3 protein-coding genes are annotated in these 2,899 nt (G+C 68.3%); 2 read left to right on the top strand and 1 reads right to left on the bottom strand.

Going from position 1 to position 2,899, the window contains the following annotated elements; all coding sequences use genetic code 11:
• Positions 1-36: 36 nt before the first annotated feature.
• Positions 37-447 carry an amidohydrolase family protein gene (locus K789_RS26300; protein WP_237739647.1) on the top strand — a complete coding sequence of 137 codons (411 nt, stop codon included), beginning with the start codon at positions 37-39 and terminating at the stop codon, positions 445-447.
• Between the two features lie 8 nt (positions 448-455).
• Here the strand turns inward: K789_RS26300 and ligD are convergent, their stop codons facing one another.
• Entirely contained in the window at positions 456-1,478 is a 1,023-nt protein-coding gene (gene ligD / locus K789_RS0119785; RefSeq protein WP_024368267.1) for a non-homologous end-joining DNA ligase, read from the bottom strand.
• A 62-nt stretch (positions 1,479-1,540) separates the two neighbouring features.
• Between ligD and K789_RS0119790 the strand changes: the two genes are divergently transcribed.
• Positions 1,541-2,863, top strand: a complete 1,323-nt coding sequence (locus K789_RS0119790; protein WP_024368268.1) for a nicotinate phosphoribosyltransferase — start codon at positions 1,541-1,543, stop codon at positions 2,861-2,863.
• The last annotated feature ends 36 nt before the right edge of the window (positions 2,864-2,899 follow it).

The following is a 2,899-nucleotide window of genomic DNA, read 5'->3' on the forward strand; positions in this document are numbered from 1 at the left end:
TGGCGGCTGCTGGCCGAGTCCGGCATTCCGGTCGTCGTGCACGTCGGAAGCGGTCCGGTCCCGCGGCCTGGCTTTACCGGACCGGACAAGCTCGAGGGTGTACTGCAGCGCCACCCCCAGCTGACCGCCGTCGTTGCCCATATGGGGGCGCCGGAGTACGCCGAATTTCTGGACCTCGCGGAGAAGTACCCGCGCGTCCACCTCGACACGACCATGGTCTTCACGGACTTCTTCGAGGCGGCCGCACCCTTCCCGGCTGAGCTCCTGCCGCGGCTGGCCGGGATGCGGGAGCGGATTGTCCTCGGCAGCGACTTCCCGAACATCCCGTACGCCTATGCCCATCAGCTGGAGGCACTGGAACGCCTCCGCGACAAGGAGCCCCGCCTCGACGACGACTGGCTGCGGATGGTCTGCTGGTTCAACGGCCAGCGCCTGCTGGGCGTCTGATCCCCGCCCTAGTCCTTGTTCCGGGCCCGGCTGGGCTGCACCCGCATCGGCTCACCCGGCATCTTCGGGAAGTCCGGAGGGAAGGGCAACTCCCCCAGCCCGGCCGCAAGGTCACGTTCCCACCACTCCAGGAGAACGTCGATTGTGCCCGGCTTCGCATGCATCTCCGCCCACGGGTCTCCGGTGGCCCTGAGCCGCTGCGGCACCGTGACGATAGTGAAGTCCTCCGTGCGGACGTGCTCCAGCTCGTCCCAGCCGATCGGGCAGGACACGGTGGCGCCGGGAAGGGCGCGCGGGCTATAGGCCCCGGCCATGGTGCGGTCGCGGTTCGCCTGGTTGAAGTCGACGAAGATCCGGGTGCCCCGTTCTTCCTTCCACCACGCAGTGGTGACCTTGTCCGGCATCCGCCGTTCAAGTTCGCGCGCGGCGGCGATCACAGCGTGCCGTACCTCGAGGAACTCCCGGCTGGGTTCGATCGGGGAGAACACATGCAGTCCCCGGTTGCCGGAGGTCTTGACGAACGACGCCAGGCCGGCCTCTGACAGCACGCCGCGCAGTTCCTGCGCGGCAGGAACGGCGTCCTCAAAGCCGGTGCCCGGCTGCGGGTCGAGGTCGATCCGCAGCTGGTCGGGGTTGTCCGGGTTGCCGGCACGCGAGGCCCAGGGGTGGAACACCACCGTGTTCATCTGCACCGCCCAGACCGCGGCGGCAACCTCGTCGATCACCAGCTGGGGATGCGAGCGTCCACTGGGATAAACCACCATCACCGAGCGCACGAAGTCCGGGGCGCCCTTGGGCGGATTCTTCGAGAAGAACTGCTCGCCGTCGACGGTGTCACCGAACCGCTGAATGGTGACCGGACGGTCACCGTTCGCTGCCAGGAAGGCGTCCCCGACGTCGACAATGTACCGGGCCAGGTCCAGCTTGGTGAGACCGAGCTCCGGCCACAGGACCCGGCTCGGGCTCGAGATCCTCAACTCCCGGTTGCCGCCGGGGCTGCTGACAGTGACGGTGACTTCTTCCCTGGCCATGGGGACAAGGTACCCCCAGAGCCGGGTCAACTGAATAGCCTGGCCGCGGGCTACGGTTAATCATGGATACCTCGCCGGCCTGGGACCGCCCCGCTACGTCCCTTTTCACCGACCATTACGAACTGACCATGCTGCAGGCGGCCCTCCACTCCGGGGCCGCGGAGCGGCGCACGGTCTTCGAGGCATTTGCCCGCGGACTGCCGGAGGGACGGCGGTACGGGATCGTCGCCGGAACCGGACGGCTGCTCGAGGGCATTGCCGGATTCCGCTTCGGCCCGTCGGAGCTGGAGTTCCTGGAGCGGACCGGCGTCGTCAACGGGGAGACCCTCGCCCGCCTCGCGGACTTCCGCTTCTCCGGCGACATCTGGGGCTACCCCGAGGGCGAGGCATACTTCCCGTACTCCCCCGTTCTGATCGTGGAATCCACCTTCGCGGAGGCATGCATCCTGGAGACGTTTGTCCTGTCCATCCTGAATCATGACAGCGCCATTGCCTCGGCGGCCTCCCGGATGGTCAGCGCGGCAGGAGGACGGCCCTGCATTGAGATGGGTTCACGCCGGGCCCACGAGGAGGCCGCCGCTGCGGCCGCACGCGCCGCCGTCATCGCGGGCTTCGAAGCAACGTCGAACCTGGAAGCCGGCCGGCGCTTCGGCATCCGCACCGTCGGCACGGCGGCGCACTCGTTCACCCTCCTGCACGACACCGAGCGTGATGCGTTCCGGGCGCAGCTGGGCGCTTTGGGACCCGGAACCACCCTCCTCGTGGACACGTACGACGTCGAAGCTGCGGTCCGGACCGCCGTCGAACTAGCCGGGGACAAACTGGGCGCGGTGCGGCTCGATTCCGGTGATTTGCTGGCGCAGGCATGGTGGGTCCGTGAGCTGCTGGACCGGCTGGGCAATGTCCACACGAAAATCGTCGTCACGTCCGACCTCGACGAATACTCCGTGGCGGCCCTCCAGGCCGCACCAGCCGACTCCTATGGAATCGGCACGGCCCTGGTCACGGGTTCCGGTGCCCCCACCGCGGGCATGGTCTACAAGCTGGTCAGCCGCACCAACGACGCCGGGGAGTTCATAGCGGTGGCCAAGAGCTCCAAGAACAAGATCAACGTCGGCGGCCGGAAGCACGCGGTGCGCCGGCTCGACGGATCGGGCACCGCCACCCACGAAGTCCTGGGTGTTGGACACCCGCCCGTGGGGGAACCCACCGGCAGGCCACTGGTGCAGCAATTCGTCCGGGATGGTGAACTTCTGCCGGGATGGACCGGTGCGGAAGCCGTGGCACGGGGCCGGCGCCGGCATGCCGACACCATGGCCGAACTGCCCGCCGTCGTGAACCGGCTCCAGCGTGGCGGACCCGCCATCCCGACCATCTACGCGTGAGGGCGCCGCCGGGCGTGCCGAAATCCTAGCGGCGGG

This window comes from Arthrobacter sp. TB 26, from assembly GCF_000427315.1.
Taxonomy (GTDB): Bacteria; Actinomycetota; Actinomycetes; order Actinomycetales; family Micrococcaceae; genus Arthrobacter.

Excerpts from the sequence above, each read along its gene's own strand:
- ligD (WP_024368267.1), bottom strand. The coding sequence starts at position 1,478 with ATGGCCAGGGAAGAAGTCACCGTCACTGTCAGCAGCCCCGGCGGCAAC.
- K789_RS0119790 (WP_024368268.1), top strand. The coding sequence starts at position 1,541 with ATGGATACCTCGCCGGCCTGGGACCGCCCCGCTACGTCCCTTTTCACC.